23 protein-coding genes are annotated in these 25,197 nt (G+C 63.7%); 9 read left to right on the forward strand and 14 right to left on the reverse strand.

The features are described 5' to 3' along the window. The first annotated feature begins 339 nt into the window (after nt 1-339). The 5 genes from C2R25_RS07575 (at nt 340) to C2R25_RS07590 (ending at nt 5,775) form a co-directional block, all read left to right on the forward strand. A complete protein-coding gene (locus tag C2R25_RS07575) occupies nt 340-1,341 on the forward strand; it encodes a glycosyltransferase (RefSeq protein WP_103728645.1) in 1,002 nt (333 codons plus the stop codon). 7 nt (nt 1,342-1,348) lie between these two features. Beyond that, the gene (locus C2R25_RS07580; RefSeq protein WP_103728676.1) at nt 1,349-2,875 is read left to right on the forward strand and encodes an oligosaccharide flippase family protein; all 1,527 of its coding nucleotides are present in this window, start codon (nt 1,349-1,351) and stop codon (nt 2,873-2,875) included. Nucleotides 2,876-2,970: 95 nt separating this feature from the next. After that, on the forward strand, nt 2,971-3,615 hold the full coding sequence (locus C2R25_RS07585; protein ID WP_233203817.1) for a retropepsin-like aspartic protease: 645 nt from the start codon (nt 2,971-2,973) through the stop codon (nt 3,613-3,615). A gap of 30 nt (nt 3,616-3,645) precedes the next feature. Continuing rightward, nucleotides 3,646-3,879, forward strand: a complete 234-nt coding sequence (locus tag C2R25_RS20905) for a hypothetical protein (protein ID WP_233203818.1) — start codon at nt 3,646-3,648, stop codon at nt 3,877-3,879. A 75-nt stretch (nt 3,880-3,954) separates the two neighbouring features. Beyond that, nucleotides 3,955-5,775 (forward strand): ABC transporter ATP-binding protein/permease, encoded by a 1,821-nt coding sequence (locus C2R25_RS07590; protein ID WP_103728646.1) that lies wholly within the window; start codon nt 3,955-3,957, stop codon nt 5,773-5,775. A gap of 63 nt (nt 5,776-5,838) precedes the next feature. On the opposite strand, the gene C2R25_RS07595 is transcribed toward C2R25_RS07590, so the two are convergent. From C2R25_RS07595 to C2R25_RS07650, 13 genes are all read right to left on the reverse strand, one after another. After that, a complete protein-coding gene (locus tag C2R25_RS07595) occupies nt 5,839-7,317 on the reverse strand; it encodes an aldehyde dehydrogenase (protein WP_233203819.1) in 1,479 nt (492 codons plus the stop codon). A 14-nt stretch (nt 7,318-7,331) separates the two neighbouring features. Beyond that, nucleotides 7,332-8,156, reverse strand: a complete 825-nt coding sequence (locus C2R25_RS07600; protein WP_103728648.1) for a MaoC family dehydratase N-terminal domain-containing protein — start codon at nt 8,154-8,156, stop codon at nt 7,332-7,334. Nucleotides 8,157-8,226: 70 nt separating this feature from the next. After that, a complete protein-coding gene (locus C2R25_RS07605) occupies nt 8,227-9,177 on the reverse strand; it encodes an SMP-30/gluconolactonase/LRE family protein (RefSeq protein WP_103728649.1) in 951 nt (316 codons plus the stop codon). Nucleotides 9,178-9,199: 22 nt separating this feature from the next. Further along, nucleotides 9,200-10,075, reverse strand: coding sequence for an NAD(P)-dependent oxidoreductase (locus C2R25_RS07610; RefSeq protein WP_103728677.1), 876 nt, complete (start codon nt 10,073-10,075; stop codon nt 9,200-9,202). 20 nt (nt 10,076-10,095) lie between these two features. Continuing rightward, a complete protein-coding gene (locus C2R25_RS21140) occupies nt 10,096-10,785 on the reverse strand; it encodes a CoA transferase (protein ID WP_255400453.1) in 690 nt (229 codons plus the stop codon). After that, nucleotides 10,697-11,281 (reverse strand): CoA transferase, encoded by a 585-nt coding sequence (locus tag C2R25_RS21145; protein WP_199183785.1) that lies wholly within the window; start codon nt 11,279-11,281, stop codon nt 10,697-10,699. Before C2R25_RS21145 ends, C2R25_RS21140 begins: the two co-directional genes overlap by 89 nt. Further along, on the reverse strand, nt 11,278-12,423 hold the full coding sequence (locus tag C2R25_RS07620; protein WP_199183786.1) for a CoA transferase: 1,146 nt from the start codon (nt 12,421-12,423) through the stop codon (nt 11,278-11,280). Before C2R25_RS07620 ends, C2R25_RS21145 begins: the two co-directional genes overlap by 4 nt. A 36-nt stretch (nt 12,424-12,459) precedes the next feature. Next, nucleotides 12,460-13,668, reverse strand: a complete 1,209-nt coding sequence (locus C2R25_RS07625; protein WP_103728651.1) for a MaoC family dehydratase N-terminal domain-containing protein — start codon at nt 13,666-13,668, stop codon at nt 12,460-12,462. A 196-nt stretch (nt 13,669-13,864) separates the two neighbouring features. Beyond that, on the reverse strand, nt 13,865-14,512 hold the full coding sequence (locus tag C2R25_RS07630) for a GntR family transcriptional regulator (protein WP_199183787.1): 648 nt from the start codon (nt 14,510-14,512) through the stop codon (nt 13,865-13,867). Between the two features lie 9 nt (nt 14,513-14,521). Next, nucleotides 14,522-15,760, reverse strand: a complete 1,239-nt coding sequence (locus tag C2R25_RS07635; protein WP_103728652.1) for a CaiB/BaiF CoA-transferase family protein — start codon at nt 15,758-15,760, stop codon at nt 14,522-14,524. Between the two features lie 123 nt (nt 15,761-15,883). Further along, nucleotides 15,884-16,261 (reverse strand): cytochrome c family protein, encoded by a 378-nt coding sequence (locus C2R25_RS07640; protein WP_233203820.1) that lies wholly within the window; start codon nt 16,259-16,261, stop codon nt 15,884-15,886. Between the two features lie 130 nt (nt 16,262-16,391). Beyond that, nucleotides 16,392-17,384: a YihY/virulence factor BrkB family protein gene (locus tag C2R25_RS07645; RefSeq protein WP_233203821.1), complete on the reverse strand. Its 993-nt coding sequence runs from the start codon at nt 17,382-17,384 to the stop codon at nt 16,392-16,394. A 127-nt stretch (nt 17,385-17,511) separates the two neighbouring features. Continuing rightward, entirely contained in the window at nt 17,512-18,198 is a 687-nt protein-coding gene (locus tag C2R25_RS07650; protein ID WP_103728654.1) for a hypothetical protein, read from the reverse strand. Nucleotides 18,199-18,301: 103 nt separating this feature from the next. Here C2R25_RS07650 and C2R25_RS07655 point away from each other — a divergent pair, with 103 nt between their 5' ends. Together C2R25_RS07655 and C2R25_RS07660 are read left to right on the forward strand one after the other, a co-directional pair. Continuing rightward, nucleotides 18,302-18,541 carry a hypothetical protein gene (locus tag C2R25_RS07655; protein ID WP_103728655.1) on the forward strand — a complete coding sequence of 80 codons (240 nt, stop codon included), beginning with the start codon at nt 18,302-18,304 and terminating at the stop codon, nt 18,539-18,541. Beyond that, nucleotides 18,534-19,538 (forward strand): sensor domain-containing diguanylate cyclase, encoded by a 1,005-nt coding sequence (locus tag C2R25_RS07660; RefSeq protein ID WP_103728656.1) that lies wholly within the window; start codon nt 18,534-18,536, stop codon nt 19,536-19,538. Before C2R25_RS07655 ends, C2R25_RS07660 begins: the two co-directional genes overlap by 8 nt. A 74-nt stretch (nt 19,539-19,612) precedes the next feature. Here the strand turns inward: C2R25_RS07660 and C2R25_RS07665 are convergent, their stop codons facing one another. After that, entirely contained in the window at nt 19,613-21,712 is a 2,100-nt protein-coding gene (locus tag C2R25_RS07665; protein ID WP_233203822.1) for a bifunctional diguanylate cyclase/phosphodiesterase, read from the reverse strand. Between the two features lie 265 nt (nt 21,713-21,977). Here C2R25_RS07665 and C2R25_RS07670 point away from each other — a divergent pair, with 265 nt between their 5' ends. Further along, nucleotides 21,978-23,432: an L-serine ammonia-lyase gene (locus C2R25_RS07670; protein ID WP_199183788.1), complete on the forward strand. Its 1,455-nt coding sequence runs from the start codon at nt 21,978-21,980 to the stop codon at nt 23,430-23,432. A gap of 45 nt (nt 23,433-23,477) precedes the next feature. Then, nucleotides 23,478-25,196, forward strand: coding sequence for a circadian clock protein KaiC (gene kaiC / locus C2R25_RS07675; protein ID WP_199183789.1), 1,719 nt, complete (start codon nt 23,478-23,480; stop codon nt 25,194-25,196). Nucleotide 25,197 lies beyond the last annotated feature (1 nt).

Genomic DNA, 25,197 nt, shown 5'->3' on the forward strand with positions numbered 1-25,197 from the left:
AACCATCGCTCCCCCTTTCTTGCGACCGGGGGAAACCAGCTGTCCGTCTCTCTTGGCGACCGCTGCAAAACCGTGTGGTCCGCTGCGGTGAAGCGCCCTCTAAGGTGACCCCGCGATTCGGTCAAACCCTAATTTCAAAAATGTTTTCAACAGGACCCGGTGGCCACGATGCGCCTCTTCCAGGCACCCATATGGGCAGACCCTTCAGACCTTCAAGAGCGGCAGCATCGGCCGGCGGCATAAAAAGATCCCGAACCCTTTCTTTACCAGCTAAGGGTTACCACGCGTTGATCGAGAACAGGCCCGCGTGGCGGGCATGCCAAGGAACCACGGACCTTCATGCCTGAGCCGGCCGTCACTGTAGCCATGAGCGTCTTTAACGGAGCGCCGTTCCTGTCCGAGGCTATCGAGAGCGTTTTGGGCCAGGATTTCGGCGACTTCGAGTTCCTCATCGTCGACGACGGCTCCACCGACGCGTCCCCCACTATCGTACGTGACTATGCAGCGAAGGACAGCCGGATACGCCCGATACTGCGGGAAAACCGGGGCCTGGTGGCCAGCCTCAATGAGATGATCGAAAGCGCGCGGGCGCCCCTCATTGCCCGCATGGACTCTGACGACATCTGCCGACCTGATCGATTTATCCGGCAGGTCAGGTTTCTCAACGCGCATCCTGACTACGGGGTCGTAGGGAGCTGGAGCGAAGACATCGGCGTTCATGGCGAACCCCTTGTCCGCACGGGTGCCGATCACCCGGTGACCCACGAAGAGATGCTATCTTCGATCCAGTCCAGAGGCCCGCTCATCTGTCACCCTGCGGCCATGTTCCGCCGCGAGATCGTTCGTGCCGTCGGTGGCTATCACTCCGCCTTCGTGCATTGCGAGGATCTTGATCTGTGGTTGCGCCTGTCCTCCGTCACCCGGCTCGGCAACATACCGGAGCGGCTGTTGAAATACCGACGTTATCCCGATCAGGTTTCATCCCGCCATGCGATGGAGCAGCAAATCGGATCCGTCGTGGCGCACGCGGCCTGGCGGGAACGCCGGGCCGGTCGGCCTGACCCGACCGCCAGTCTGCTTCACCTGCCTCCCATCGACGAGCTCGACACCCTGTTCGGACAGACCGGGCTGGCCTGGACGGTGCGGGAGCAAGCGGCGCTCGGCCTTCTCTACTCACCCGCAGCCCTGCGGGGAGAGGGATTCGAGTTTCTCCTCAGCTACCTGAAGGACGGTGGCCGGCGCGAGGGGATGTGGCGAACCGTGCTGCGGCTCGTTCGCTTTGGCGAGCCCCGGCGCGCGCTTCGCCTGGCATGGCTGCTGCTTCGATCCTCCGGAGCCTGACGCTTTCATGTCTTCACACATGGAGCAGGAAGCGAGGCCTCCGGCGACCACGGGCCGCGGCGAAGGCAGCGTGAAATCTGCGGCTCTTTGGGCTGCGGGCAGTCAGTACACGCAGTTCGTCCTCCAGTTCGCCACCTCGGTCATCATTTCCCGGTTCTTCCTGAGACCTGACGAGATCGGCCTGTTCTCGGTGGCGCTTGCCGCAGCGATGATCCTGTCGGTCATTCAGGACTTCGGCCTGACGCGCTACCTCGGACGCCATCCCACGGCCGACGGCGAAACGATCCGGCACTGCACCGTGATCGCGGTGGGCTTCTCCTTCGTGCTCGCGGCACTCATCCTGGCCATCGCGTCTCCGCTGGCCCGCTTCTACTCCGAACCGCGGCTCTTCCCGATTCTGGGACTGATCGCCGCCTCCTATCTGCTCACGCCCTGGAGTATCGTGCCCGTCGCGCTGCTGTCGCGGAAGCTCGACTTCAAGGGGACGTTCCTCGTCAACGTGGCCGGAGCCGTGACGAACAGCGGTTGCGCGCTGGTACTTGCGGCTTCCGGCTTCTCGGCCGAGTCCCTTGCCTGGGCGATGATCGCGCAAGCCGCTGCGCGCGCCGTGGTAGCGCAATTCCTCAATCCCGCGCGGCCAGGCGGCCCCATCCGCCTAGCCAGAGCCCGCGAGATTATCGGCTTTGGATCGGGCAGCGCGCTCCTCTATCTTTCCGGCGGCATCGGCATGCGCACTCCGGACCTTGTTGTCGGCCGGATGCAAGGCATGGCGGCGGCAGGGCTTTTCAGCCGGGGTCTCGCTTTGGCCTCCCAGTTGCACTACCTCGTGGCTGGAGCGGTAAGCGCGATCTACTATCCGGCTTTCGCCCGACTTCGCGACGAGGGCCGCGACCTCGGACCTTACTATGAACGGGTTGTTGCCGCCCATGGGGCGATCGTGTGGCCTGCGATGGCCCTGCTGGCCGTCCTGAGCGAGCCGATCATCCTGCTGCTGTACGGCCCAGCCTGGGTGGATGCGGCACCATTGCTGGCCTTTGCGGCGCTTGCGGAATGCTTCTTCGTGGCCCTGCCCCTGCACATGGATCTGCCGATCCTACTGGGGCGCCTGCGGCAATTGCTGGTGCTGAACCTGGCGGACACCGCCCTTTCGGTGACGACGCTCGCACTCGGCGCGGCCATCAGCGTCGAGGCGGCCGCGGGTTCGCGCCTTGTCTATGGAGCGGGGTGGTTCTGTCTCTACGCCGTGTGGCTCCACCGCCTCGTCGGCTTCACATGGAAGGCCGTGCTGAAAGTCTACGTCACCAGCGCCGTCATCGCTGTGGCGACGATCGTGCCCGCCGTCATTGCGGTCACGGTCTGGCGGACGCCCTCGACCATGGGCTTCCTTGAGCTGGCCGTAACGGGCTTCGCGTCGGGTCTGACATGGCTTGCCGCCGTGATTCTGGTGAGGCACCCCGCCCGGGCGGATCTCCTTGGCATGCTCCTGCACGCGACCGGGCCGATCCGGGCGCGGCTTAATCCCGGTACCGGCTGAACTACCGGGCTTTTTGGGGCGTGGCGTCCCTCCGGCACACGTGATATCCTGGAGACTTGGCAGAAGCGACGGGTAGTCGCCGCCGGGAGGATGCGATGTCTGCAGCGAGCATGGCACTGGCGATGCTGATCGCCGATCCGGTGATTTTAGGCGCCACGCCCCCGCCGATCTCGCAGGAGAAGCCGGCCGAGGACGTCGTCCAGGCGGAGGCCGACACCTATGACCGCATGACGATAGAGGCGGTGGTGCACGGCATCGGCCCGTTCCGCTTCATCATCGACACCGGTTCCCAGCGGACCGTCTTGTCGACGGCTCCCGCCGCCACGCTGGGTCTGGCGGAAGGGCCACAAGTCCGCGTGGTGGGCATCGCCGGCTCGAGGCACGTCACGACGGCTCAGGTCCACTCGATCGCCGTGGGGGCGCTTTCGTTTCGTGACCTGACCGTTCCTCTGCTCGAACGGATAAACATCGGCGCCGATGGCATCCTCGGCACGGACAGCCTCCAGCACCAGCGTGTCCTGCTCGATTTCACCCGCAACCGGATCAGCATCGCAGATAGGGCCGCCACGGCCACGCGCGGCGAGTTCGAAATCGTGGTGCGGGCAAAGCGCCGCTCCGGCCGCCTCATCCTCACGAATGCTCTCATCGATGGCACACGCACCGATGTGGTCATTGACACCGGAGCCAGCGGAACGATCGGCAACCGGGCGTTACAACGGTCCCTTGCCCGCAAGCGGTAGAAGGCATTGGGCACCAGCGAGGTGTCAAGCGTGACGGGCCATCTGCTTCCGGTGGAGCTTGCGGTCGCCGGGAAGCTGGAGCTTGGACGCATGACCCTTTCCAATGTGCCCGTCGCCTACGCCGACGCCCCGGCTTTCGCCGAACTCAGGCTGGACAGGAAGCCGGCCATATTCCTTGGCATGAGGGAGCTGCGGGCCTTCAAGCGCGTGGCGATAGACTTTTCAAGCCGCAAGGTTCTGTTCGACCTTGTCGACGCGGAGTAGCCAACATTCCAGTCGGCAGCCCGTTCCGAGACATTGCCGGATTGTTTCGAGAGACGCATTGCCTAAATAGCAGCGATGCCTCCAGATACCGCCGTACGTGATCCCCAAGCCCGCCATGACGGCTGGCGCACCCTCCTCCGCTTCCTGCCCTACCTTTGGCCAAAGGAGAATGCTGCGCTTCGATGGCGGATCGTGTGGGCTTGCGTGTTCATCCTCCTGTCCACCGCAACGCAGTTGATGTTGCCATACCTGATGAAGTGGGCGATCGACCTCATGGGGACGAGCGGCCCCAAGATGGTGCGGCTCGCCATGCTGATGGTGCTTGGCTACTCGGCGGGACGCCTCGCCCAGACGGCGTTCGACAACTTGCGCAACATCGTCTTCGAACGCGTGGGCCAGGAAGCCACGCGGCAGCTTGCAGAGAACGTGTTCGGCCAGCTTCATCGCCTTTCGCTGCGGTTCCATCTCGCCCGGCGCACGGGCGAGGTCACGAAGACGATCGAGCGCGGCACAAAGAGCATCGACACGATGCTTTACTTCATGCTCTTCAACATCGCGCCGACCATCCTGCAGCTCGCGGTGGTGGCAGTCATCTTCTACGTCAATTTCGGTCCCGGGCTTGTGATAGCCACGGCCGTGGCCATCGCCGCGTACATCTGGGTGACTCGCGTGATCACCGAATGGCGCACGAAGCTGCGCGAGCAGATGAACCGGCTTGACGGTCAGGCGCTCGCCCGTGCGGTGGACTCCCTCCTCAACTATGAGACGGTGAAGTATTTCTCGGCGGAGAAGCGGGAAGAAAAGCGATACGCACAGGCGACCGGCGCCTACGCCGTCGCAGCTGTCAAGAGCGAGAACTCGCTAGGCCTGCTTAACATCGCCCAGGGCCTGGTGGTGAACCTGCTGATGGCGGGCGCCCTTGGCTGGACCGTCTACGGCTGGTGGCGGGGCGAGTATACTGCGGGCCAGCTCGTCTTCGTGCAGACGTACCTCACGCAGCTTTTCCGACCTCTCGACATGCTGGGCATGGTCTACCGCACCATTCGGCAGGGCCTGATCGACATGGCTGAGATGTTCCGGCTGCTCGATACCGAAGTGGAGGTGCCCGATGCCCCGGACGCTCCGGCACTGATCGTCCGGCAGCCCTCCATCGTGTTCGACGACGTCGTATTTGGATACGACAAGGACAGGACGATCCTTCAGGGCCTTTCCTTCGAGGTTCCAGCGGGGCAGGCGTTCGCAATCGTCGGACCGTCCGGTGCGGGAAAGTCCACCATCGCGCGCCTATTGTTCCGCTTCTACGATCCCCTCTCCGGCCGCATTCTGATAGACGGGCAGGATATCCGGAACGTCACTCAGGCGTCCCTGCGCAAGGCGATCGGCATCGTCCCGCAGGACTCCGTCCTGTTCAACGACACCATCGGCTACAACATCGGCTACGGCCGCGAAGGAGCCGGCGCGGACGAGATCATCGCCGCAGCAAAGGGTGCCGCCTTGACCGGATTGATTGCCCGCCTGCCACAAGGCTTCGACACGGAAGTGGGAGAACGCGGTCTCAAGTTGTCAGGGGGAGAGAAACAGCGGGTGGCCATTGCCCGGACCCTGGTCAAGAACCCGCCGATCCTCATCCTGGATGAGGCGACGAGCGCTCTCGACACCCGCACCGAGCAGGATATCCTGGCCACCCTGCACCGGGTGGCCGAGCACCGCACGTCTTTGACGATCGCCCATCGTCTTTCGACGATCGCAGACGCGGACCGAATCCTCGTCCTGAACGAGGGCCGGTTAGCGGAGAGCGGCCGCCATGCCGAATTGCTGCGCCGCGATGGCCTCTATGCCGAAATGTGGGCGCGCCAGGCAGCGGAGGCCGAAGAAATCGGCGAAGCGGCCCAATGAGCTTCCCCTCTCCCTGCCCAAGGTGAGGCCCAGCTATCAGGATCGGCTTCGACGGACGGGGGGCTAGAACTTCATCGAGAAAGGATCTCGGCGGTCGCCTGAGAAGTCGATGAAGACGTTCTTCGTCTGCATGAACTCCAGGATGCCCGCCTCGCCGCGCACGCGGCCGTAGCCGGAATCCTTCATACCGCCGAATGGCGCTTGCGGAGCGGCCACCCGGTACGTGTTGACCCAGACAACCCCGCTCTGGATCGCCCGCATCATGCGAAGGCAACGGCTGATATCCTGGGACCAGATCCCGCTGGCGAGACCATAGGCGGTGTCGTTGGCGATCTGGACGGCTTCGTCCTCCTCCTCGAAGGGAATGATGGAGAGGACGGGGCCGAAGATCTCTTCCGAGGCGACCTTCATCTCGTTGCGAACGTCGGCAAAGATGGTGGGCTGGATGAAAAAGCCGTTTTCCAGCCCCGGACCTTCCGCCCTGCTGCCTCCCGCGACAAGGCGGGCGCCCTGCCCCTTCGCGTCTTCGATGAACGAGAGGATACGGTTGAACTGCGGCTCGTTGGCGGCTGTGCCCATCTCGGTCTCGGCCAGTCGCGGATCGCCCATCCGTATCCGTGCAGCACGCCCGGCAAGACCTTCGACCATCCGCTCATATATCCCGCGCTGCACCAGCAGCCTCGACCCGGCGATGCATGTCTGCCCGGTCGCACCGAAGATGCCGGCCAAAGCGCCAATAAGGGCCCTGTCGAAGTCCGCATCGTCGAAGACGATGTTGGGCGACTTGCCCCCCAACTCCAACGTCAGCGGCTTCAGGTTGTGCCCCGCCGCCGCCGCGATCGCGCGTCCGACGCCAGGGCTGCCGGTGAAACTGATCTTGTCGATCCCGGGGTTGCTGACCAGCGCCCTGCCCGTGTCCGCCTCTCCCGTCACGACGTTCACCACGCCTGCCGGAAAACCGGCGCGCTCGATCAGCCGCGCAATCTCCAGCGTGGTGGTGGACGCATGTTCCGACGGCTTCAGGACGACGCAATTGCCGGCGGCAAGAGCGGCGGGCAGTGTGTTGCACAGGATGGCGACGGGGGAGTTCCAGGCCGTGATCGCACCGATGACGCCATAAGGCACGCGAATAGCGAAATCGAGCGTGTCCTTCTGATCCAGCGGCACGACATCGCCATGCATCTTGTCGGCCCAGGCGGCGTAGTAGCGGAAGATACGCGCCGCATATCCCATCTGGTTGTGAGTTTCGCGGATGACCTTGCCGTTGTCGGTGGTCTCCAGCAGCGCCATCCTCTCGGCATCCCCGTCGAGCAGGTCCGCAACCCGGTTCAGCAGGCGCGCACGCTCGCCAGGGGTGGACTTGCTCCATACCGCCTCGAAGGCGCGGCGCGCCGCACGGACCGCCGCGTCCACATCCTCCTCGGTGGCGACGGCGATATGAGCGTGAACCGACTGGTCGTAAGGGTTGATCGCCGGGAGCGTACGCCCGCCGGACCCTGCGCGCCACGCGCCATCGATATAAAGCTGGTAGGTCTGCGTCATCATCATCTCCGGCGTCAGGCGGTGCGCACGGTGGCGATCATGTTGCGGCTCTCGCCCTGCTGGGTCCAGAGCTGCGCTCCGCCCTCCTCGGGCTCTCCGCAGATATGCAGCGAAACACCATCGAAGGCCGGCTGCTGTCCGCGAAATTCAAAGCTCGCGATGGGTCTGTCGAGACTGCTGGCCGCCAGGCGGATCAGCAAGGCCGCCTGCAAGGGCCCATGCACGACGAGCGCTGGATAGCCCTCCTCAGCCATGGCGTAAGGCCGATCATAATGAATGCGATGCCCGTTCATGGTGAGGGCCGAGTAGCGGAACAGCAGGACCGTGTCTGGATCGACACTGCGCGTCCACTTCGCCGGAGGCGCCGGCATGGCGGTCGGCATCGGCAGGACGCCGGGCGCAGGTTCGCGATAGACGAGGTCCTGCTCCTCGGTAACGGCGAGCCCGTCGCGGCCCGCAAGTTCATGTCGGACGGTGACGAAGACAAGCGTTCCGCTGCGCCCGCTCTTCTCGGCGACGGCGACGATGGTTGACGTACGACGCACCTCGTCGCCCAGAAACAGGGGCTTGTGGAACGTCAGGCGCCCGCCTGCCCACATGCGGCGCGGCAACGGAACGGGCGGCAGGAAGCCTCCCTTGGCGGGGTGGCCGTCCGCCCCAAGTCCCTGCGGCGGCCTGACGTCCCAGAAATGAAGCCAGTGGTCCAGTGCAGGGAGCGGATCACCCGCTTTCAGTATGCCGTCACCACCAAGCGCCAGATCCAGCGCATTGCTGCGGCCGGCGTCCAGAACGTCGCTCGTGCTCTGGCTGCGTCCGAGCCAGTCTTCAAATCCACTCACGCATGATGTCCTTGTTGCACGGTGCCGCTCACTTGCAGACGCGGCGGCAGGAAAGCCCAATCCCTCATGATCACCCGCGCTGATGGGGCAGCGGAAGCCCGGCGCGCGGCCATTCCGCAGCTATGAGCAAGCCGCGTCCGGAAACCGTTATGTACGCCGTCTTCCTGTCGGCCCCGCCGAAGCAGATGTTGGTGCAATACGGTTCCGGCCCTTGCCAATACTCCAGCTTCTCTCCTTCTGGGGAGAAGACCGTTATTCCGCCCGTGACCAGCGTGGCGACGCAGATATTGCCCCCCTCCTCAAGCGCCATGGAATCGAACCGTTGGTAGCCTTTGGCATGCCCGTGCAGAACGCCACCGTTCGGTGAGGGCCAGGGCTCGCGCAGCACCTGCCCACCTGCGGCCACAGTCCAGCGCCACAGGCGGCCGGTTTCCGTTTCGGAGACGTAAAGGGTCTTCTCATCGGGAGACAGCGCGACGCCGTTCGGGGTCAGCACCGGGAAAACGGCCTCCCGGATCCATGAACCGTCCGCCGCCGCGTGGTATACCGCGCCCGTGTCCATGACGCGGCCGTAAGTCTTGCCATGATCGGTGAACCACATGTCCCCCTGCGCATCGAAGGCGATGTCGTTAGGGCCATTGATCGGCACGCCATCGCAGTGCGTGTAGAGGGTAGTGACCTCTCCGGTCCCAAGGTCAACCCGCTGGATGGAGCCGCCTGTATAGTCGTGCGCCCGCCCGTGCGGACGCATGTATCCCGTGGTGTCGAAGATGTCCTCCGTCAGCCAGTGGAAGCCGCCGTTGTTGCACACGTAGCATGCGCCGTCGGGACCTATGGCGGCACCATTGGGACCGCCGCCAAGCTCCGCCACAACCGTCTTGCTACCGTCCTCCTGCACACGAATGAGGCGCCCCCCCTTGATCTCCACGACCAGGACCGTACCGTCGTTCATCGCAATCGGGCCTTCGGGAAACAGCAGGCCATCGGCGATGACCCGGTATTTCAGCTCGCGTTCCTGCATCCTGCTCTCCCTTCGATCGCCGCTACTTGCGGTCGACCACCTCCACGATGGCGGGGAAATATCGCTCTCCCAGCCCCTGATCGATCGCCGCCTGGTAATACTCGGCGGCCAATCTTGGCAGCCTTGGCTCAACCCCCATCTGCTCGGCCAGTTCGATGGTGTAGGAAAGATCCTTGAGGGTGTAGGCCATCGGGAAGGCCTTTTCAGGGAACACCCGGGGGGCCATGGCCTTGAGCCCGTGGTTGCGCAGAGCGAAACTGTCACCCGAACCGAGCGAGACGGCCTCCACTAACTTTTCGCGGGTCACCCCAGCCCGCTCGGCCACCACGAACATTTCCGCCAAGGCCGCCACCTGTTCGAACAGCAGGGTGTTGTTGATGAGCTTGACCACCTGCCCGCAGCCGATGCCGCCGCAAAGCGTGACGTCCGATCCCATGTAGCGCAGCAGCGGCTCGATGCGGGCGAAAACCGCCTCATCCGCGCCGACCATGATGGAAAGCGTACCTTCTACGGCTGCCTGCCGCGTCCGCGCCACCGGCGCGTCCGCAAAGACCATGCCGTGATCCGCCAGCAGAGAGGCCACGTCGCGGGCATCGGCAACGCTCGTCGTGGACAAGTCCACCACGACCGTGCCTTTCGCGGCATGCGCAGCGATTTCTGCGGCGACGGCCCGAACCTGCTTTCCGCCTGGAAGGGAAAGGAAGATGACCTGCGCCGCCCGAGCCACATCTTCCACCGAAGCCGCGGCAACCGCTCCGACATCGGTTTGGGTCCGCAGAGCCTGTGCGTTCATGTCGAAGGCATGAAGCGGCTTCGGGTGCCTGCGCACCGCATTGGCGCACATCCCGCCCCCCATGACGCCCAGCCCGATAAAACCCAGGGTCGGTATGTCGCTCATGCCCATCCTTTCCACCGTGATCAGTAGATCACCTGCTCGTCCTCAAGCCGGCGGCGTTCCTCCCGCCCGATCTGGAGGATTTCGCCAAAAACGTAGTCCTCATGCTCGCCAAGCGCCGGCGTTCCGCGAACGATACCGATCTCCTGGCCCTTGGACAGGCGCATCGGCACGCCGACCGCAGCCCGCACGGTGCCGTCGGGCTCGGAAACCGGCACGATCGCCCTGCGCTCGCGCAGATGGGAGTCAGCGGCCAGTTCCGGTGTGGTCCAGGACACGTGCGCGGCAATGCCGGATTTCTGCAAGGCTGCAGCGGCCTGTGTCGCATCCTGCCGCAAGGCCCATTCGCTGATCAGCGCATCGACCGCTTCGGCATGGACGCGGCGGCCTTCTTCGCTGCGGAACCGCGGGTCATCAGGAACACCGGCCACACGCACGAACGCCTGCCATCGCGCGTCGTTCTCGATCGCAAGTGCCAGCCAGCGGTCCTCTCCTGCGGCCCGGTAAACGCCATGCGGCGACATGCGCGGATGCGCATTGCCCGAGCGCGCCGGCTGCCCGCCGGCCGCAGCCAGCAGGAGCTGGTCGCCGATCAGGGAGGCGGCAACCTCGCGTGCGGCAACGTCAACGTGTGCGCCCCGGGCCGTCCGGCGGCGACGGTGAAGAGCCGCCATCAACGCGACAGCCGCGTTCATCCCGACGGTGTGATCCATCACGTGGCGCACCTCCACCGGGGGGGCCGTCCGCGTAGCCTGTCAGTTCACCCAGTCCGCCCCAGGCGCCGAAAAGAGGCGCATAACCCGCGAAGTGCGCATCCGGACCGCTCTGCCCGGAAGACGATATCGAGAGCAGAACGATGTCTTCGCGCACGCTTTTCAAGGCATCGTATCCCAACCCCAGCCTTGCCATTACACCCGGACGGAAGCTTTCCGCAGCAACGTCACTGGCTGCGACGAGGCGCCTGGCGAGTGCGACCCCCTCCGGCTTCTTGAGGTTCATACGGACCGACAGCTTGTTCGATGCCACTTGATCGAACGTCGCCGGCCCTTCTCTCCCATAGACCGGATGCGGCTTGCGAAATGCATCGGGACGCATGGCGCTTTCGACTTTGATGACTTCTGCGCCGAGTTGCGACAGCAGGTGCGTGCAGAAGGGACCTGCGTTGTGCACGGTAAAATCGGCGATGCGGATGCCTTCCAGCGGCTTCACGACACCGCCTCCACGGCCTTTCCCGCGGGCAGTTCAGGGGGGGCGCCGCAAAGGCTGAGCGGCTCGTCATCGAAGTGGAAGGGCGACACAAGCACATCGAGCATTCCCGTCCCCTTGACTGAGATCTTCTGAAAGAGCGCCCGGTGCCACTCCTGCTCTCCCGCGAGGATATCAGCCGGGCTCTTGTAGCGGGCCAGTGGCACGTTCAGCCGCTGCCCGGCCGTGACGATCTCATCGGCAGTCCGGAGGCTGGCCCATTCCCGGATGTGGCGATTGATTTCGGGGCCGCGTCTGCTGCGCTCGATGTTGTCGGCCAGTGCGGGGGCGAGCGCCCAATCCGGGCGGCCCAGCAGTTCGACAAGCCCCTCCCACTGCCGCTGCTCCAGCGTGAGCAGTTCCACGAAGCCATCTGCGCAGGGGATCACGCCGCCATATCGGAAACTGCGCTCCACCCGATGTTCGACCGAACCGTCGCCAAGGCGCTGGATCGCAAAGGCGCCGACCGCAAGCATGGCGTCCTGGCTGGAGACATCAACGGCTTGCCCGCCGACCTCCCCTCTCGCCCATAAGGCGGAAAGCGCGCCGAGAGCCGCAGCAACACCACCCTGCATCTCGCCGAAATACCCGCCGATCTTGAGGGGTGCCCGGTCAGGAAACATCTCCACCGCGAGCCCGTTGGGCAGCAGATTGCCCTCGCCGCCCGCGTGCTGGACGATGAGGTCTGTGCCCTTCCATTCAGCTTTCGGACCCTCGCTGCCGAACGGCAGGACAGAAACATGGATGAGATCCGGAAACCGGGCGGCGATGGCTTGTGGGTCGAGCCCCAACGCCTCTCGCCCGGCAACGGGAGTGTCGGCAACAAGGATGTCGGCCGCGCTCAACGTCTCCGCCAGCGAGGCCGCTCCCGCCGCTCGCCGGGGGTCGATCACCTTGCTTTCGAAGCCTGCGGCCAGATAGGCGAACAGAGCGCTGGTCTGCGTCAACTCCCCGCCTGAGGCAGGGAGGAAAGGAGGCTCGCGGCGAAGGGGGGAGCCGCCAGGCGGCTCCACCAGGACCACCTGCGCACCAAGCGTACACAGCATCCGGGCGGCATAGGCCGCCGCCACGCTGTTGGCGATGACGACAACCCGCGTGCCGCTCAAAGGTGCGCCTTGCTCCTCCGCCGCCATGACGCCCTCTTACCGGACCACCGGAAGTTCGAGATCCAGCCCGGAACCGTCGACGAACACCTTCGTGTTCGGATCGAGCGAAGGAAGGACCACAGTGGCGAGGCCCGGCGTCGTCAACTCCCCGCGCTGGTTCTCCCCCTTGATCTCGATATCGACGAGCGCGTAGCCATCCTTGATGTACTTGCGCGTAACTGTTCCGCGAGCCCAAGTGCAATCGCCCATCGTGTTGAAGCGGCTCATTCGCGTCTTGATGCGCTTGAGAAAACCGGCGTCCCCCATCCAGTTGCTGATGAGCGAGGCCATCCATGCCGAGCGCTGCGGTCCGTAATCGTACACGCCGGGCACGCCCACCTCCTTGGCGGTGGATTCGCGATGGTGGCCGATGCCCGTGTATTCGATTCCGCCGCCAGCTTCCGGGTTCCGGAAGAAGTGGCCAGGGTGTTTCACGGCGTTCTTGAAGATGACACCGTGCGTGTGGCCGCGTCCGCATCCGACGAGGAAGCCCATCGTGTCCATGAGGCTCAAGGGCCCGCGCACGATCTCAGGGAGGGTCTCGCCTTCCTGCACTTCTTCCCAGTAGCGCACGTTGCCGCCGCGGATGTTCTTTTCCTCGTTCAGGATCGCGTGATCGATGTGCTCGAACTCTTCGGGAGTGTATTCGTGCGTCTTGATGTCGGCATACTTGCCGGCTTCCCGCGCAGCCTTGCGTTCATGGCGGGTGCAGGTGCCGAGGGCGCGCGCCACCAGTTCGCCACGCTGGTTGAAGTAGCTCGCTTCCACGTACTGCAGCACCAGAGTGCCGGAGAACTGGCTTTCCTTCACATCGACCCCGACGACCCGCTCGATCGCATTGATGCGATCACCAGGCCGGACATGACGGAACATTTCCCAATCGTTCCCGGCGTAGAAGCCGTGGACGCCGGGCAGCCCCCAGCGCGTCCTACCGACCCAGCCAAAAGCCATTGGGAAATTCGGGTGGGCCAGCATGGAGCCGTGCCGGGTCAGACGGCCATGCTCCAAATCGCGGTAGAGCGGATTGAGGTCACCGATCCCGTTGCAGAAGTTCCGGATCGTATCTTCGGTCGCATCCTGCAGATAGGGACCTTCCGGCCGCAGCTGCATGCCGATCATGTTTTCGGCGGCCTTGATGGCGTCCGCTGTAATCTTCCCTTCCGCCGGTGCTGCCCCGACCTCCTTTTCCTTCACGTCCACTGCCATTGCTGATCTCCGTTCGGCGCGATCAATCCATGATTGCCGCTGATGATGGATAATGCATTATTTTGCCCAACTGCCAGTGTCCATTGCGCCCGGCCGTAGATCGGCCGGTATCGCCAAGGCGTTACAGCGCAGGAGAAGCGGGCACGGACTGGCACCCTCTCCTGAGAGGCTGAAGAATAGCAGTGCTGAAGGTGCCTTAGGTTGCGGTGCCGGCTACGGAATTGCGCAGTTCGCGAAAGCCCGCTTCGATGTGCTCCCGCGTGGCCAGCATCGCCGCAGCTGCATCACCCGCGATCAGGGCGGCCAGCATCTCGTCATGCTCGTCCGCCGCCCGGCTGACCCGGCCCTGCAACCGATTGATGAGGTCGAATGGATAGCGCGCCCAGAGAATCTGAACGAAATGCAGCGTCTGCGGCATTCGCGCAATTTCGAACATGCGGTGGTGAAAGCGGTAGTTTGCAGCCCGCGCGCCCTCGTTGTCACCGGCATGGAAGGCGCTGGCGAATTCGGCGGCCATCGTGCGCAACTCACCGATATCGGCAGCCGTCACCTTCTCGACCGCCGCCCGTACGAGCTGCGTCTCCAGGAGAATGCGCAGGGACAGCACCTCGCTGGATGCCTCTAGGTCGAAAGGCGCAACGGTCGCGCCGCGGAAACTGTCTCCAAGCACGTAGCCTTCGGCTGCAAGGAGCTTCAGCGCCTCCCGTACAGGAGTGATGCTCGTATTCAGCAGCGTCGCGATTTCCTGCTGCTTCAGGCGAGAGCCCCGCGCGATCCGCCCGGAAATGATGCCTTCGCGCAGAAAATCGGCGACTTGCTCTTCTTTCGTGCGGTACTGCATCATGCCGGCTTGCTACCCTTTTTCGCCTGCACCCTTCCGAACGGGCGCCCATGCGAAGTCGCCCGGTTGATAGGCGCGGGCAGCGCCCGATGACAACAGTTCGTCCACGCCGGCAGCATCGTAGCCGAGTTCCCGCAGCAATCGGGTGGTATCCTGACCCACCTCGGGCGGGGGACGATTGGCAGCAACGCAGCGGGCGCCGGGAAATTCCGGCACCTCGAAGTGAAGGCCGCGGAAGCTGAGTTCTCGCAGCTTGCCCGGCTGCCTCGCCTGCGGCCTTTCCAGAACCCGCTCCAGCGGCATGACCTCATGAAAGCCTATGCCCGCATCCTCCAGCCGCCTTTCCAGCTCCGCGAAACCGAAGCCGGACACCGCCAGCGCGACGGCGTCTTCTATCTGTTCCCGCGCCTTCTTCCGGTCTCTCAGCCGCGCAAAAGCGGGGTCGCCCTGCTCCGCCATGTCAAGCGCCTGCGTCAGCCGCGCCCAGTGCGCGTCTGTCAGGACCAGCAAGTAAACCCAGCGCTGATCCGCGGTGACGTAGGCGCCGTAGCCGGGCATCGAGAACTCACCGCCGCCTTCCTTTTCCAAACGCCCAAGCAGCTGCGTCTTGAGCTGCATCCCGGCGAGATCGCGAGCGGCAAGGTGAAGCCCCGTCTCGTAAAGACCGATCTCGATCGTCCGCGCCTCCGCACTGGCAGCGGGATCCAGCATCGCCGCCAGAACCCGAATGACGGCATAGGTTCCTGCGAACTGGTCATGATAGGAAGGGCCAAAGCGCGTGGGCCGCCCATCCACGCGATGATCGTCCATCGCCCCCGTCGCGGCTTCGGCGATCGGGTTCGTCATCAAACCGTCGGCCAGCGGGCCACGCGTATAGCCTCTGATGTGCACGTGCACGATCCCGGGGTTCACCGCCATGCAGTCCTGAGCGGTCAAGCCCAGCTTCCGCGCGGCGGACGGCGCAAGATTATGGATCACGACGTCGGCCGTGGCAGCCAGCCTCCGGAAGACGTCCTTGCCGGCTTCAGTCGTCAGGTCGAGGCACAGCGCCTGCTTGGAGTGGCTGTAGGCGACGATCGTTCCGGACGGTCCGCCGCGCACGAGCGAACGCGTGGTGTCCCCGCCCGGCGGCTCGATCTTGATAACCTCCGCACCAAGCTGCGAAAGGATGTGAGTTGCGAACGGCGCCGCAATCATCGTGCCGAGTTCCAGCACCCGCTTACCTGCGAGGGGAAGAAAGGGTTCGTCCATAAGCTGTCACTGACAGATAATGCATTATCCATCAAGGAACGGCGGATCGCCCGGCTGATATGAGGGCACTGTGAGGCGACCCGACAGCGGCTCCTGCCAACGATCGCGCGGGGCGGATCGTCGTCAAGACGCGGGTGCTTTCAGGTAAGCAAGAAGCGCCGCACGGTCCTCTGCCTTCGCCAGCCCCCGGAATGTGAGACACATGCCGGGATCGGTCGACTGCGGCGCTGCAAGGAAGGCGTCGATCCTGGCTTCGTCCCAAATGAAATCCCCTTTGCGCAGTCGTTCGGAATACGTGAAGTTCGTCACCGCTCCCGCCTTGCGGCCGACGATGCCTTCGAGATGCGGTCCGGTGGAAGGCCGGTCAGCGGCTCGTGTGGAATGGCAGGCGGCACAGCGGATGAACTGGGCCTGGCCCTTCTGCTGGCTCGCCTCGCTCGCCACCGGCACCCCCAGTCCGAGGATGACCACCGATCCAACGAGGGAGAGTGTCGCCATCATGTAAATTTGCATCGTTCCACGCTTTTCCCGCGATCAACCAAAGAGCTCCGGCGTTATTAGATCTTCCCAGCCTCGGTGGAAAAACGCATTTCCTGCCCTTGCTGATCGGATCGGCGGATGACGCGACTTTTCAGGAAGCGCTTGCCTGCCGGTTGCCGTCAACCTCGGCAGCAACGGTATCGGCGGCATAGGCACCGCGTTCACCCATAGGAAGTTCGGGACCTGTGGTCGTGTCACGCGCGGTCTGGCGTTCGATTTCGCAGTTCAGCTCTGCGCCCAACAGGAGCGTGTAGGCGGACAGGTAGAGCCAGGTCAGCAGCACCATCGCCGCACCGAGCGATCCATAGGTGGCGTCATAATTTCCGAAGTTGGCAACGTAGAGGCCAAAGCCGAACGTGATGAGGATCCAGGACAGCGAGGCGAAGATCGATCCCGGTGTCAGCCACTTCCATTTGGCGTGCGCGCGATCAGGACCATAGCGATAGACCCCAGCCGCCATGCCGCTGCCGACAATCCCGACGACGAGATAGGACGCCAGCTTGGCCAGCCCTGTCAGGAACGGCGGAGCAGCCGGGAACATGGCCTCGACCGCCGCCATGGCTGCGATTGCGATCATCGCGAGTATGGCCACAAGGACGCTGCCGACGGCGATTGAAAAGGCAAGGAGGTTGACGCGGATGAAGCTGCGCGTCTCCTCCTCGTCGTACGCGATGTTCAGCGCGGTGATGAGTGCGGACGCGCCTTTCATCACGCCGTAAAGGGCAATGCCGAGCGCGATGATTAGCCCGAAACCCTTTTTTCCGTCTGACGTGCTCACAACGTTGGCGAGTTGCTCACCGATCAGCCTGGCAGCATCCTCGGGCATCATCGCAGTCAGGGATCCGATGTTGGAAGCCACAGTCTCCGGTGTAGCGACGAGCCCGTAGGTCATGACCAGTGCGCCAAGCGCGGGCACCATCGCCAGAATCGCACAGAACGCCACGCCCGATGCGATCAGGCCGAGGTTGTCGTTTCCGGCTTCCCGCCAACTGCGCAAGAGGATCTGCTTCCATCCCACTGCCGGTATGGCCACAGGCGTTGCGGCCCGGGCACCCGAAGCGTCGGCATTCTGCATGGTCGGCATCAATAAGCTCCCTGTCTTGAAAGCCCAACAAGTCAGCCGAAGATGCGTTCCTTCCGGAAATATGACCGACGGGAACAGCGGCCGTGACGCTGCACCTTCAAGCGTTCCCCCAGCACGCGCTGGGCAATCAGGACCCCGCGTGCCCGGCCGTTTGATGCGACAGGCTGTCAAGCAGGGCTCCAAGGCCGCGCCGACGCCACAGGTTGAGGACCACGGTTGCGATGTGGAGTTGATTGCGCACGTGCTCATGCCCCTCCACAACCGGGTCGCGGATCCCTGCCGCCGTCATCACCGTAGGCACAGCATTCCGGATGCGCGCCGGACAGTCCAGGAAGTAGCTAAGCCCCATGATTCCCGCATAGAGTTCAAGGTGCAGCCGCAGCACGCTGACCGGCAGGCGGGGTCCGCCCTCGCGTGCCAGCGTCTTTGCAAAGAGGAGAAGCAGGTCGTCGAGATGATGCTCCCAAATGTCGTGGTGCGCCGCGCTCAACGATCCCCATATGGCGAACGCAACATTCATGCGCCCGGCCCGCCCCCAATCCATGAGGCCGCATTCAAGCGGGCCATCTTCGCCGCGCCAGAAGAAAGCGTTGTCGATGTTCGCGTTCCAGTGACACAGGGCTATGAAGGCCGGATCGCTCTGTAGGAAAGCATTGATTGCCACCTCCTGCCCTGCGAAGCGGCCCGACTCCTCGGCAAGCCGGGCAAAGAACGCCGGCTCGCGGCTTCCGCTGCCGAGAGCGGCTGCCTTGAGAGATATCGCGATGCCGAAAGGCCAGAACCCGCAGCAGCCCTGAAGGGAATTTTTAACCAACTTGCAGCAAGATAGCAGACTTAACCGGTAGCGGCTTGTTATCGCTTCCGGATCGTGAGGATGCACATGCTACCAGACAATATTCCGCAGGTGGAGGCCGCTCATGCCTGACACCATGCCGAGCATTGTACCGCCCCTTCCGGACGAGGCGGAGTTGCCGCCCGAGCTTGCAGCCAGTGTCAAGCGGCACCATCAGCATCTGGCTGCCCTCGTCACCAGCCTTCGCGCGGCCGGCGTGGATGAGGATGTCGTGACAGCAAGCGTCACACAGCTCGTCGAAAGCTACGGGCGGGAGTTGACCGCCGCCATGCAGGCTGTGGTTCGAGGAACGCCCGATGTCTGACGCCAAATTGCAAGACGAAGAGGGGCGCATGGCAGCGCTGGAGCGGCTGGAGGTGCTTGATACCGGTCCAGAAGAGGCGTTCGAGAAGATCGTGAATCTGGTCCGGACCGTCCTCGGCGTTCCCATGGCAACAGTGACGCTGGTCGATCGCGAGCGGCAGTGGTTCAAGGCGCGCAGCGGTCTTTGCGCTGCGGAAACGCCCCGGTCGATATCGTTCTGCACGCACACGATCCAGCAGCGCGAGCCACTCGTCGTGCCCGACGCCCTTCTGGATCCCCGTTTTGCCGATAGCCCGCTCGTTCAGGAGGCGCCGCATATCCGCAGCTATGCGGGCGTTCCGCTGCAGACGCCCGATGGTTACAACGTTGGTGCACTGTGCGCTATCGACACGGAGCCGCGCACATTCAGCGATGGCGACATGGCGATCCTGACGAACTTTGCGCATATCGTGGTGGATGAGCTGGAACTGCGCCTGATCGCTCAGCGGGACCACTTGACCGGCGCTCTCAACCGCCGCGGCTTCATGGAACAGGCCGCCAAGGAATTCTCCCGCTTCACGAGGCATCAGCGTTCGGCCGCGTTGATCGCTCTGGACATCGATCACTTCAAGATAATCAACGATCAGCACGGCCATCCGGCGGGTGACGAGGTTCTGCGCCAGGTTGCCCAGCTGTGCACCTCATCGATGCGACCAAGCGATTCCTTCGGTCGCCTGGGCGGGGAGGAATTTGCGCTGCTTCTTCCCGAAGCCGATGGCGTGGAGGCTGTCGCTGCGGCAGAACGCTTCCGAGCCGCCATCGAAAGCCACAGCTTCGATATCCCAGGCGGGGAGAAGCTGCGCGTGACGGCCAGTCTGGGCGTATCATCCCTGGATCCCGGCATCGCCAGCGTTGAAGGCTGGTTCGCAGCCGCCGATGGCCTGCTCTACAAAGCGAAGAAGAACGGCCGCAACCGCGTATGCTCCACCGCGCCGGAGTCTTCCTCGGGATCATCGTGAGCGGCTGACTCGACGCCGCCGCCGGCCGTCACCGTGTGCGCGACTTCGGGGGCTCACGTCCCGGGAACGCGGCCTTACGCGACGCGGCTGGCCGTGTCGGACGAAAAAGCCAGAAGGTGCTCGGCATCCTGTGGGCGGCCGAACAGCCAACCCTGGAGCCGGTTGCAGCCCGACATGAGAGCGATGCGGGCCTGCTCCGCCGTTTCGATGCCTTCGGCGCAGACATCGAGGTTGCACGCGCGGGCAAGGCCGGTGATCGACACCAGCATGTCTTGCGCGCGCCGTTCGCTTTCGATGGCGGTGATGAAGGCCTTGTCGATCTTGAGGCGATCGAGATGGAGCTGCCGCAGGTAAGCAATACCCGCAAAGCCGGTTCCGAAATCATCAAGCGCAAACCGCACGCCGAGTGCGCGCAAGCCGTCGATGATCTCGCAGGCGCCCTGCGGCTGGCGCAGCATCAGGCTCTCCGTTATTTCCAGCTCAAGGCGCTCCGGAGGGAACCCCGTCTCTTGAAGTATGGCCTGGACCTCGCGCAGCAGCTCTCCGTCCCAGAACTGCGCAGGCGACAGATTGACGGCAAGATCGAACTTGCTGTCCCGCATCGCCGCGCAGGCGGTCAGAAGGACATGGCGGCCCAGTCCGGTGATCAGTCCGCTCATCTCCGCGATGGGAATGAACACGTCCGGCGGAACATTGCCGTGGACGGGATCCCACCACCGCGCCAGCGCTTCCACGGCGACGACTTCGAACGTCGCCGCATCCACGATCGGCTGGTACTGCACGCTGATCCGCCCTTCCTCCACCGCAAGGCGCAGATCGTTCTCCATCTGAACCCGAAGACGATGGCTGTCGTCCAGTTCAGGCTCGTAGGCTCGAAAGCAGTTCCTGCCTGCGGCCTTGGCCGCGTACATGGCGACGTCCGCCCGGCGCAGGAGTTCGCTTTCCCGGTCAGTTCGTTCCGGGTCGGACACCGCGTAGCCGATGCTTATGCCGAGCCGTATCTTGTACGCTCCGATCCGCAAGGGCTCGCGAAACGCATGCAGGATGGCGACACAAAGTTCAGTCGCCGACACCCGGGCCTCGGAGGGGAGGAGCACCGCAAACTCGTCACCACCAAGGCGCGCAACCGTCACGTCACGCGCGAGATTGCGTATACGCGCGGCGGCATTCTGCAGCAGGAGATCACCGGCCGAATGTCCGTAGACGTCATTGGCGTTCTTGAATCCGTCAAGGTCCATGAGGAGCAAGGTCAGTCTTGTCCCGCCCGAAACGGCCACGGCCATCCGCGCCATCAGCGCGCGGCGGTTCGGCAAGCCTGTCAGCATGTCATGGTCGGAAAGGTGCCGCGCCCGCCTTTCGCTTTGCTGCAGATCCTCAACGGCCCGTTTCCCCCGCCGCAGGATCAGTACGGCGGCCATCGCCCCGATCAGCATGAAGAAGACCACGCCCGGTGCGAGCCGCTGCCGAAGGAGAGTTCCGGGCCGGAAGGGCTCCCATCCGATCCAGCCGAGGGGAGCACCATTCAGTCCGCGAATGGCGACATTTTGCTGCTCGGTACCGTCGCGAGATCGGGACAGCCGGACGACGCTGACCGGGAGATCATCCGCAAACTGTGTCAGCCAGTCGAAATCGACGATCCGTGCGATCACAAGCAGCTTGGGGCGTGGTCCACTGAGGCTCACCTTTGAGGTGAGTGGAACGATGGCCGCTGTCGCGAAGAGATAGATCTGCCCGTTGGCCCGGGAGAAGCCGCTGACGATCGGCGCACCGTCTTGAGGAATGCGTCGTACGAGGGCGAGCGAGTCCATGAAATCGCGGCCAAGCCGCCGCTGAGCCACGCGGGTGTCGAACCGGCTGTCCTTCCAGCTGTAGACTACCCTATCCTCTCCATCGAGGACGAAGATCTCGTTGTATCCTTGGGTGCCGCCCAGATAGGCCACGACGTTATCCTCGATCCAGGCGGGATCGACGCGCTGGTCGATATGGCGAACCGCTTCGTCCCACTTCGCATAATCCTGAAGGTCGTGACGCACCAGCAGGGAAGCCGATTTCACCACGTTCTGAAGCGCTTTCTCCTCCCGTTCCAGCTGCATCTGGTCCTGAACCGAGGCTCCGTAGAACAGCAGTATCAGCACACAGGAAAAGCTTGCGCCTGTAAGTAGAAGCAGTGGCAACAGGTATTCCGAAGCCAGACTGCTTCGGATCTTTCTGGCGAACGCAACGATCATAACTGGACCAGCACCATCAACTGATCATCCTACCTTGAAGTGCACTTCTCCGATTCGACCCTGCATGATCACGCCTTAACACTTTGTATCAATCGCATGCCCGATGGACTGTCCCGGTCCGGCAAAGCGATGGACGCGCGAAGATGCACCTTCCCGCGTTGCGAGCCGCTCTTTCGCCGCCGGGAAACCACGTTATACCGTCGATAACGCCATGCAGACACACGCCGCAGCCCCCGCCACTCACGACATCTCCGATGCCGACCTCTCAGCCCTCGCGATCAGCGTGCTGGAGATCTTCTCCATCGGCATAGGTCCATCGAGTTCCCACACGGTGGGGCCGATGCGCGCGGCGCTGTCCTTCATGGAAAGTCTGCCGCAAGCGCCTCGCCGTGTCACATGCGATCTCTATGGATCGCTCGCTCTCACCGGCCGGGGCCATGCGACCGACAGCGCCATCCTGCTCGGTCTCTCCGGGCTGCGGCCGGAAGCGATCAATCCCGACGAGGTGCCCGCCATTCTCTCGGACATCCGGGAGCATGGCTGCCTGCGCAGTCGCCAGTTTGGGCAGGATATCGCCTTCGAGGAAGCTGTCGATCTGGTGTTCCACGCGGACACGTTCCTCCCCGTGCACGCCAACGGGATGCGGTTCTCCGCCTGGATCGGCGGTGAGAGCGAGCCGGTATCCTCCTATTGGTATTCCGTCGGGGGTGGCGCGATCGTGTGCGGCACGGCCGACTCGCTCATGGCCTCGGAAGCGGCAGGCGCAACGGCGGACACAGCGGCGGGCCTGCATAACCAACGCCAGCCCTACCCCTTTTCCTCGGGCGCCGAACTGCTGGCTCTCGGTGAAGAGACCGGCTTTAGTATTGCCACGCTGGTTCTCAGAAACGAAGGGATCTGGCGGACGGAGCCGGAGACCCTTGCAGGTCTTGACCACATCATCGATGCCATGGACGCCTGTGTGCAGAGGGGCCTGAGGCAAGAGGGTGTCCTGCCGGGCGGCCTCAGGGTTCGCCGCCGCGCCAAATCCATCCACACGCGGCTCAGGTCTCAGGCGGAAAGCCTCGGGCCGGCTCAGACCTTCGAGTGGGTGAGCCTTTTCGCGCTCGCGGTGAACGAGGAGAACGCCGCCGGCGGCCGGGTTGTCACAGCCCCCACCAACGGGGCCGCCGGGGTGATCCCGGCCACTCTCCTGTACTATCGCAAGTTCGTGCCGGGAGCGGACCGCGATGGCGAACGGACGCTGCTGCTGACGGCTGCCGCGATCGGCTTCCTGTACAAGAAGCGGGCCTCGATCTCGGCTGCGGAGATGGGCTGTCAGGGGGAAGTCGGCGTCGCCTGCTCCATGGCGGCTGCCGGCCTGGTCGCCGCCCTCGGCGGGACGAACCAGCAGATCGAGAATGCGGCCGAGATTGGCATGGAACACAATCTCGGCCTCACCTGCGATCCTATCGGGGGGCTTGTTCAAATACCCTGCATCGAGCGCAACACCATGGGCGTCGTCAAGGCGATCAACGCCGCTTACCTGGCCCTGCAAGGCGATGGGCGGCACATCGTCAGCCTCGATGCCGTGATCGAGACCATGCGGCAGACGGGCCTGGACATGGGCAGCAAGTACAAGGAGACGAGCCTTGGCGGTCTTGCCGCCAACGTCGTCGAATGCTGATTCTGCGCCGGCGCAAAGGAACTATCCTGTAGTTGCCACCGGCCCGTGCCTGCCTTAAGCACCGGCCTCAAGAAACTTGGGACGATCATGACCGCCGGCATCGAAAAAGCCCTCACGGGCATAGAGGGCTTCGACGACATAACGATGGGCGGCCTTCCCCGCGGGCGGCCGACACTGGTCTGCGGATCGGCCGGTTGCGGCAAGACGCTGTTTGCGTCCACGTTCCTCGTGAACGGCGCGCGCGCGGGCGAACCGGGGGTGTTCGTCACCTTCGAGGAACGCCCTTCGGATATCGTAGACAATGTTGCCTCGCTAGGCTTTGAACTCGACAGTCTCGTCGAGGAGGAGCTGATCGCGATCGAACATATCGCCATCGATCCCTCCGAACTGGCTGAAGTGGGCGATTACGACCTCGAAGGCCTCTTCATGCGCCTCGAGCTTGCCGTCGAAGAAGTCGGCGCCAAGCGTATCGTGCTCGACACGATCGAAAGCCTGTTCTCCGCCTTCCAGAATCCCGCGATTCTCAGGGCTGAAATTCGACGGCTGTTCGACTGGCTGAAGGACAAGGGGCTTACCGCCGTCATCACGGGGGAACGGGGCGACGGAGCCCTGACCCGGCAGGGACTGGAGGAATATGTCTCGGACTGCGTGATCCTCCTCGATCACCGTGTCCACAACCAGATCTCCACCCGCCGGATGCGGATCGTCAAGTACCGTGGCACCCCGCACGGCACAAACGAATACCCCTTCCTCATCGGCGAGGACGGCTTCAGCGTACTTCCGGTCAGTTCGCTGGGGCTCGAACACCAGGTTTACGACGAACGCCTGTCGAGCGGTATCGCGGACCTTGACGCGATGCTGACCGGCGGGGGCTTCCACCGCGCAAGCAGCATCCTGTTCTCCGGCGTGGCGGGCGCCGGCAAGAGCTCGGTCGCCATGTGCTTCGTCGACGCGGCTTGTGCCCGGGGCGAGCGGGCGATGGTCTTTTCGTTCGAGGAATCGGCCGACCAGATCGTGCGCAACATGCGCTCCATCGGCCTCGATGTGGCCAAGTGGATCGACGAAGGGCGTCTGCGCTGCATTTCGGCACGACCGACATTCTACAGCCTCGAGATGCATCTCGCCATCATGGTACGGGAAATTTCGCGCTTCCGGCCGTCGCTGGTGGTGCTCGATCCGATTTCAGCCTTCCTCGACAGCGGCGAGCAGCTCGAGGTGCAGGCCATGCTCCTGCGCATGGTCGATTACCTGAAGTCCAACGGCATCACGGGCATTTTCACAAATCTGGCCCATGACCAGACTGTCGGGAAGACTGACGCCGGGCTCTCTTCGCTGATGGACGCTTGGCTGCTGCTGCTGAACCGCGAGGTCAATGGTGAATTCAATCGCGAACTCTACCTCCTCAAGGCCCGCGGCATGGCGCACTCGAACCAGGTGCGCGAGTTCGTGATGACGGAAAACGGAATACGGCTCCTTGAGCCCTATCTTGGCGCTCACGGCGCCTTGACAGGATCCGCGCGTCGCCTTGCAGAGGCGCAGGACCGCAGGCAAGAGACCTCCCGTCGGGCAGAGGTCATGGCCCTGCAGGACAAGGTGACTCAACGCCGGCACCGCGCGGAACTGGAGATTGCGACATTGCAGGCCGAAGTGGCCGCCGAGGAAGCTGAACTCCGTCGCCTTCTGAAGGCGGAAGAAGACTACCGTAATCAAGCCGCTGCAGATCTTGCGGAACTCGCAGCTGGTCGAAACGCTTCTGGGGGATGAT

Origin of the sequence: Novosphingobium sp. HII-3, from assembly GCF_002916655.1 — a bacterium.
GTDB classification, from domain to species: Bacteria; Pseudomonadota; Alphaproteobacteria; order Sphingomonadales; family Sphingomonadaceae; genus Novosphingobium; species Novosphingobium panipatense.

Excerpts from the sequence above, each read along its gene's own strand:
- C2R25_RS07595 (WP_233203819.1), bottom strand. The coding sequence starts at position 7,317 with ATGACGCAGACCTACCAGCTTTATATCGATGGCGCGTGGCGCGCAGGG.
- C2R25_RS07575 (WP_103728645.1), top strand. The coding sequence starts at position 340 with ATGCCTGAGCCGGCCGTCACTGTAGCCATGAGCGTCTTTAACGGAGCG.
- C2R25_RS07585 (WP_233203817.1), top strand. The coding sequence starts at position 2,971 with ATGTCTGCAGCGAGCATGGCACTGGCGATGCTGATCGCCGATCCGGTG.
- C2R25_RS07610 (WP_103728677.1), bottom strand. The coding sequence starts at position 10,075 with ATGAGCGACATACCGACCCTGGGTTTTATCGGGCTGGGCGTCATGGGG.
- C2R25_RS07590 (WP_103728646.1), top strand. The coding sequence starts at position 3,955 with ATGCCTCCAGATACCGCCGTACGTGATCCCCAAGCCCGCCATGACGGC.
- C2R25_RS07635 (WP_103728652.1), bottom strand. The coding sequence starts at position 15,760 with ATGGACGAACCCTTTCTTCCCCTCGCAGGTAAGCGGGTGCTGGAACTC.
- C2R25_RS07645 (WP_233203821.1), bottom strand. The coding sequence starts at position 17,384 with ATGCCGACCATGCAGAATGCCGACGCTTCGGGTGCCCGGGCCGCAACG.
- C2R25_RS07670 (WP_199183788.1), top strand. The coding sequence starts at position 21,978 with ATGCAGACACACGCCGCAGCCCCCGCCACTCACGACATCTCCGATGCC.
- C2R25_RS07630 (WP_199183787.1), bottom strand. The coding sequence starts at position 14,512 with ATGATGCAGTACCGCACGAAAGAAGAGCAAGTCGCCGATTTTCTGCGC.
- C2R25_RS07625 (WP_103728651.1), bottom strand. The coding sequence starts at position 13,668 with ATGGCAGTGGACGTGAAGGAAAAGGAGGTCGGGGCAGCACCGGCGGAA.
- C2R25_RS21140 (WP_255400453.1), bottom strand. The coding sequence starts at position 10,785 with ATGGATCACACCGTCGGGATGAACGCGGCTGTCGCGTTGATGGCGGCT.
- C2R25_RS07605 (WP_103728649.1), bottom strand. The coding sequence starts at position 9,177 with ATGCAGGAACGCGAGCTGAAATACCGGGTCATCGCCGATGGCCTGCTG.
- C2R25_RS07580 (WP_103728676.1), top strand. The coding sequence starts at position 1,349 with ATGTCTTCACACATGGAGCAGGAAGCGAGGCCTCCGGCGACCACGGGC.
- C2R25_RS07660 (WP_103728656.1), top strand. The coding sequence starts at position 18,534 with ATGTCTGACGCCAAATTGCAAGACGAAGAGGGGCGCATGGCAGCGCTG.
- C2R25_RS07655 (WP_103728655.1), top strand. The coding sequence starts at position 18,302 with ATGCCTGACACCATGCCGAGCATTGTACCGCCCCTTCCGGACGAGGCG.
- C2R25_RS07640 (WP_233203820.1), bottom strand. The coding sequence starts at position 16,261 with ATGATGGCGACACTCTCCCTCGTTGGATCGGTGGTCATCCTCGGACTG.